Origin of the sequence: Agromyces humi (assembly GCF_009720255.1) — a bacterium.
Lineage (GTDB): Bacteria > Actinomycetota > Actinomycetes > Actinomycetales > Microbacteriaceae > Agromyces > Agromyces humi.
This window is the reverse complement of sequence record NZ_WJSP02000250.1, coordinates 1-5,482: the sequence shown is the minus strand read 5'-3', so window position 1 is coordinate 5,482 and position 5,482 is coordinate 1. Positions and strand designations below refer to the sequence as shown.

6 protein-coding genes are annotated in these 5,482 nt (G+C 71.4%); 5 read left to right on the top strand and 1 reads right to left on the bottom strand.

Going from position 1 to position 5,482, the window contains the following annotated elements:
* The coding region (locus tag GH736_RS16230; protein ID WP_235934332.1) for a DUF5719 family protein at positions 1 to 881 on the top strand (881 nt) is incomplete at its 5' end.
* A gap of 21 nt (positions 882 to 902) precedes the next feature.
* Here the strand turns inward: GH736_RS16230 and GH736_RS16225 are convergent.
* Positions 903 to 1,271 (bottom strand): hypothetical protein, encoded by a 369-nt coding sequence (locus GH736_RS16225; protein WP_328596881.1) that lies wholly within the window; start codon positions 1,269 to 1,271, stop codon positions 903 to 905.
* Positions 1,272 to 1,387: 116 nt separating this feature from the next.
* Here GH736_RS16225 and GH736_RS16220 point away from each other — a divergent pair, with 116 nt between their 5' ends.
* The 4 genes from GH736_RS16220 to ahcY all read left to right on the top strand — a co-directional run bounded on the left by GH736_RS16220 (position 1,388) and on the right by ahcY (position 5,287).
* A complete protein-coding gene (locus GH736_RS16220) occupies positions 1,388 to 1,603 on the top strand; it encodes a DUF3499 family protein (protein WP_159605180.1) in 216 nt (71 codons plus the stop codon).
* Positions 1,600 to 3,033 carry a phosphomannomutase/phosphoglucomutase gene (locus GH736_RS16215; protein WP_159605178.1) on the top strand — a complete coding sequence of 478 codons (1,434 nt, stop codon included), beginning with the start codon at positions 1,600 to 1,602 and terminating at the stop codon, positions 3,031 to 3,033. The genes GH736_RS16220 and GH736_RS16215 overlap by 4 nt, the downstream gene beginning before the upstream one ends.
* 119 nt (positions 3,034 to 3,152) lie before the next feature.
* Positions 3,153 to 3,773, top strand: a complete 621-nt coding sequence (locus tag GH736_RS16210) for a hypothetical protein (RefSeq protein ID WP_159605176.1) — start codon at positions 3,153 to 3,155, stop codon at positions 3,771 to 3,773.
* 32 nt (positions 3,774 to 3,805) lie between these two features.
* Positions 3,806 to 5,287: an adenosylhomocysteinase gene (gene ahcY / locus GH736_RS16205; protein ID WP_159605174.1), complete on the top strand. Its 1,482-nt coding sequence runs from the start codon at positions 3,806 to 3,808 to the stop codon at positions 5,285 to 5,287.
* Positions 5,288 to 5,482: the final 195 nt, after the last annotated feature.

The window sequence follows — 5,482 nt, the reverse complement described above, 5'->3', positions numbered from 1 at the left end:
CGGTGCTGATCCTCGACGAGGCGCCGTCCGCCCTCGGCGTGATCGTGCCGCCCGGCAGCCAGCGCGTGCTGTCGCTCGCGGGTCTCGCCCCCAACGTGGCGTCGCCGGTGGTGCACGTCACGAGCGTCGGCGGGGCGATCGCCGCGAGCCTCGAGCACTCCGTCGTGGTCGGACTGGCTCCGGCGGGCATCGAGCTCACCGGTCCGACGGCCGCGCCCGCGACCAGCCAGGTGATCTCCGGCTTCGTCGTGCCGCAGACGGGCGGGCTCGAGGCATCCGAGGATCATGCCGACGGCGACGACCATCCGACGGTGCGGCTGTACGCACCGGGCGGCGAGGCGGCCGAGGTCTCGATCGCGCTCGTGCCCGAGTCGGGCTCAGGAGGCACCACGATCGAGGCCACCATGGAGGCCGGGCGCGTCCTCGACGTGCCGCTCGGCGTGCTCGACCAGGGCGTGTACACCGTGCGAGTGGAGTCCGACGCCCCGGTCGTCGCCGCCGCAAGGGCGACCGTCGGCGGCACCCAGGGGCAGACGGATTCCGCTGCGCCCTCCGATCTCGCCTGGACCGTCGCGACGGCGCCGCTCCTCGACACCGCAGTCGTCGCGGTGCCCGACGGGCCGTCGCCGACGCTGTGGCTGGTGAATCCCGACGGCGAGGCGGTGGACGTGACGGTCACCCTCGACGGCGCCGAGCGCACCGTGTCCGTGCCCGGTGCGGGCGCCGCATCCGTCCCGCTCGACGGGGTGACGGCTGCGGTGCTCGACGGCAGCTCCGGCCTGCACGCCACGGTCGCCTTCTCCGGCGACGACGAGCTGGCGTCGTTCGGCGTGCAGCCGCCCGGGCCGCTCGACTCACCACTGGAGGTCTACCCGCAGTGACCCTGACCGCCCGGGCACCGCTCAGAGGTGGCGGTACCGGCCAGGGGCGAGCTCCCACGGATCCTTGTCGAGCAGTTCCGCGACCGCGCGGAACACGCAGCTCTCGATGAGGAGCTTCTCCTCGCGGTCCTCACCCTCCTGCAGGCGCAGGAACCGCACGATCGGAAGCCGATAGAAGGTGATGCGCCGTTCGTCGTGCGCGACCTTCCACCGGTCGACGTGGTCGCCATGGATCGCCTCGGCCGGGCCCTGTGCCACCTCGAAGACGACGCCCTCGAGCTCGGGCCAGAGGCCCCGCAGATACGCGGCGGTCGTGGCGATGGTGAAGTCGAACTCGTCGAGCCGCGTGCGGATCGGCTCGAGGTGCGGGCCGGTCACGGCTGAGCGCATGCCGCGGCCGTGCCGATCCCGGGCGAGCCGCCTGGGGGAGCGAGGCGTGGCGACACGACGGGAACGGGGCATACCTCCATCGTAATGTCCACGCTGCTCGCTACTCTGGTGGAGCCATGAGACGTTGTTCGCGCACCGCATGCGCCGCCGAGGCGGTGGCGACGCTGACCTTCGACTACGCCGACTCGATGGCGGTGCTCGGGCCGCTGGCCTTCACTCCCGAGCCCCACGGCTACGACCTGTGCCGTCGGCACGCCGAGCGCACGTCCGCCCCGGTGGGCTGGCAGGTCGTGCGGCACGTCTCGCTCGGTGAGGTAGGTTTCAAGGCATGAACCCGTCAGCACCATCCGACGCTCGAGCGCGCCTCGACGCCATCGTCAAGGCCTACGATGTCCGCGGCATCGTGGGCGAGGGCCTCACCGAACAGAGCGTCGAGTCGCTGGGTGCCGGGTTCGTCGACGAGGTCGGGGCGGCGGGCGGCCGCATCGTCGTCGGCCATGACATGCGAGACTCGTCGCCGGCGTTCGCTGCGGCGTTCGCCCGTGGCGCGACCCGTCGAGGCGCCGACGTCGTCGCACTCGGGCTGTGCTCCACCGACGAGACCTACTTCGCGTCGGGCTCGATGCACGCGCCGGCCGCCATGTTCACCGCCAGCCACAACCCCGCCGCATACAACGGCATCAAGTTCTCGCGCGCTGGAGCGCAGGGCATCTCGCTCGACACGGGGCTCGCCGCCATCCGCGACCGGGCGGGCGACTACCTCGACGAGGGCATCACGGATGCCGCGACGCAGGGCTCGATCGAGCAGGTCGACGTGCTCGCCGACTACGCCGCCTACCTCCGCTCGCTCGTCGACCTCACCGGCATCCGCCCCCTGAAGGTCGTCGTCGACGCGGGCAACGGCATGGGCGGACTCACGGTGCCCGCCGTCCTCGGCGAGGCCGCGGGACTCCCGGCGCTGCCGCTCGAGATCGTCCCGCTCTACTTCGAGCTCGACGGAACGTTCCCCAACCACGAGGCCAACCCGCTCGAGCCCGCGAACCTCGTCGACCTGCAGCGCGCGGTCGTCGAGCACGGGGCAGACCTCGGGCTCGCGTTCGACGGCGACGCCGACCGCTGCTTCGTCGTCGACGAGCAGGGCGGAGCCGTGGGGCCCTCGGCCATCGCCGCCATCGTCGCCCTGCGGGAGATCGCGCGAGTTCGAGCGGCCGGCGAAGACGACGTCACGGTGCTGCACAACCTCATCACTTCGCGGTTCGTGCCCGAGGCCATCGAGGAGGCCGGTGCCACGGCGGTGCGCACCCGCGTCGGCCATTCGCTCATCAAGGACCGCATGAAGGAGACCGGCGCCGTGTTCGGCGGCGAGCACTCCGCCCACTACTACTTCCGCGACTTCTGGGGCGCCGACAACGGCATGCTCGCAGCGATGCACGTGCTCGCCGAGTTCGGATCGCAGGACGCCCCGCTCTCGCAGCTCGGTGCGCGCTACATGCCGTACGCGCTCTCGGGCGAGATCAACTCCACCGTCGACGACGTGCCCGCCGCCTACACCCGCATCGTCGAGGCGTTCACGGGCCGGGCCGAGTTCGACGAGCTCGACGGTCTCACGGTCGACGGCATCACCCCCGAGAGCGAGCCGTTCTGGTGGTTCAACGTGCGACCGTCGAACACCGAGCCGCTGCTGCGTCTCAACGTCGAGGGTGGCGACGTGGCGACCATGACCGCGGTCCGCGACGAGGTGCTGGCCCTCATCCGCGGCTGAGCCATGTGCTCGGCTCAGGCCGACACGATCAGGACGACGGCGGGGACCAGAGCCCCGCCGTCGTCGCCGTCCGTATCGCGCCTCCGGATCGGATGAGAGGACGTGGAGTGAACCTTCGCATGGCACGGCTGGCACTGGTCGCCGTCTCGATCGTCGCGCTGACCGGGTGCGTGCCCCGAGCGGATGCCGCGCCCAGCTCGCCGCCATCCGCCGGGGCGACGCAGGGCGCGACCCCGACACCGACGGCCGTGGCCTCGCCCGGGCCGGGGCAGCAGGACGCCGACGATCCGTCGACCTGGATCGTCAGCGGGGCCGGCATCGGGCCGGTGACCATCGGGAGCGACGTCGGCGAGTTCTCGGTCGTCGGCCCGTACACGGAGCAGGACGAGGACTGCCCGAACCCTGCCGTGCACAGCCTCGCGGGCGACGGCGTGGCGCCGATGACCGTGGTCGCCGTCGATGGCTGGTCGCCGGTCGCGTCCGTCCACGTCACGAGCTGGGGTGCACAGGGGACCCAGGTGGCGTCGCCGCGGACGGCCGAGGGAATCGGGCTCGACTCCTCTCTGGCCGACGTGCAGTCGGCCTACCCGGGCATCGAGCTCTCCGACACCCACGGCGAGACGTTGCAGTACGCGTCCTCCGATCAGGGCGGGTGGGTGATCTTCACCGTGCAGGACGACGTGGTCGTGCAGGTCAGCGCCTCGACGACCTCGCACAATCCTTCCGAACGCTGTGGGTGAGGGCCCCGCGCGCGCCTGACACAATGGTGGGCATGACGACGTCGCCTGTCACCACTGCCCTCCCGTTCAAGGTCGCCGACCTCTCGCTGGCCGAAGCCGGCCGTCACCAGCTGCGGCTCGCCGAGAACGAGATGCCGGGGCTCATGGCCCTGCGCGAGGAGTTCGGGGCCACGAAGCCCCTCGCGGGCGCGCGCATCGCGGGCAGCCTGCACATGACCGTGCAGACGGCGGTGCTCATCGAGACCCTCGTCGCCCTCGGCGCGCAGGTGCGCTGGGCGAGCTGCAACATCTTCTCCACGCAGGACGAGGCCGCCGCCGCCGTCGTGGTCGGCCCCGAGGGCACCGTCGACGCACCCAAGGGCGTGCCGGTCTTCGCCTGGAAGGGCGAGACGCTCGAGGAGTACTGGTGGTGCACCGACCGCATCTTCGACTGGACCGCCGAGGCCGCGCAGGCGGGCGCCGACTGGATCGGCCCGAACATGATCCTCGACGACGGGGGCGACGCGACGCTGCTCGTGCACCAGGGCCGTGAGTTCGAGGCGGCCGGCGAGGTGCCGGCTGCGACGGACGACGCGAGTCACGAGTTCCGCGTCGTGCTCGACACGTTGCGCCGCAACCTCGAGGTGAGCGCCGACCGCTGGACGCGGATCGCCGACGAGCTGCAGGGGGTCACCGAGGAGACGACGACCGGCGTGCACCGCCTCTACGAGCTGCACGCCAAGGGCGAGCTGCTCTTCCCCGCCATCAACGTCAACGACTCCGTCACGAAGTCGAAGTTCGACAACAAGTACGGCATCCGGCACTCGCTGCCCGACGGCCTCAACCGCGCGACCGACGTGCTCATGGGCGGCAAGGTCGCGTTCGTCGCCGGCTACGGCGACGTGGGCAAGGGTGCCGCCGAGGCGCTCCGCGGCCAGGGTGCACGGGTCATCGTGAGCGAGATCGACCCGATCAACGCCCTGCAGGCCGCCATGGACGGCTACCAGGTCTCGCGGCTCGAGTCGGTCATCGGCGACATCGACATCCTCGTCACGGGCACCGGCAACAAGGACGTCGTGCGTCTCGACCACCTCCTCGGCCTGAAGCACCTCGCCGTCGTGGCGAACGTCGGCCACTTCGACAACGAGATCGACATGGCCGGACTCGAATCGCTCGAGGGCGCCGAGCGCATCGAGATCAAGCCGCAGGTGCACGAGTGGCGCCTGCCCACGGGGCGCAGCGTGCTCGTGCTGAGCGAGGGCCGTCTCATGAACCTCGGCAACGCCACGGGGCATCCGTCGTTCGTGATGTCGAACTCGTTCACGAACCAGGTCCTCGCCCAGATCGAGCTGTGGACGCGGCCCGAGGCGTACCCCGTCGGCGTGTACGTGCTGCCGAAGCACCTCGACGAGAAGGTCGCGCGCCTGCACCTCGACGCGCTCGGCGTCGAGCTCACCGAGCTCACCCCCGAGCAGGCCGCCTACATCGGCGTGCCGGTCGAGGGGCCCTACAAGGTCGATCACTACCGGTACTGATCACCGAGCGGATGCCGCGAGCCCGCGGCTTCCGCGAGGTCACCGCGCGTGCCGCGTCACCGCTCGGGGAACCCGACCCGGGTCGCCGTCAGCGTCGGGGCGAGGGCGGCGAGCCGCGCGTCGGCGAGCCGGAGCGCCGCGAGCTCGCGTTCCCGCCTGAGGGCGACGACCGCGGCGAGGAATCGCTCGGGAGCG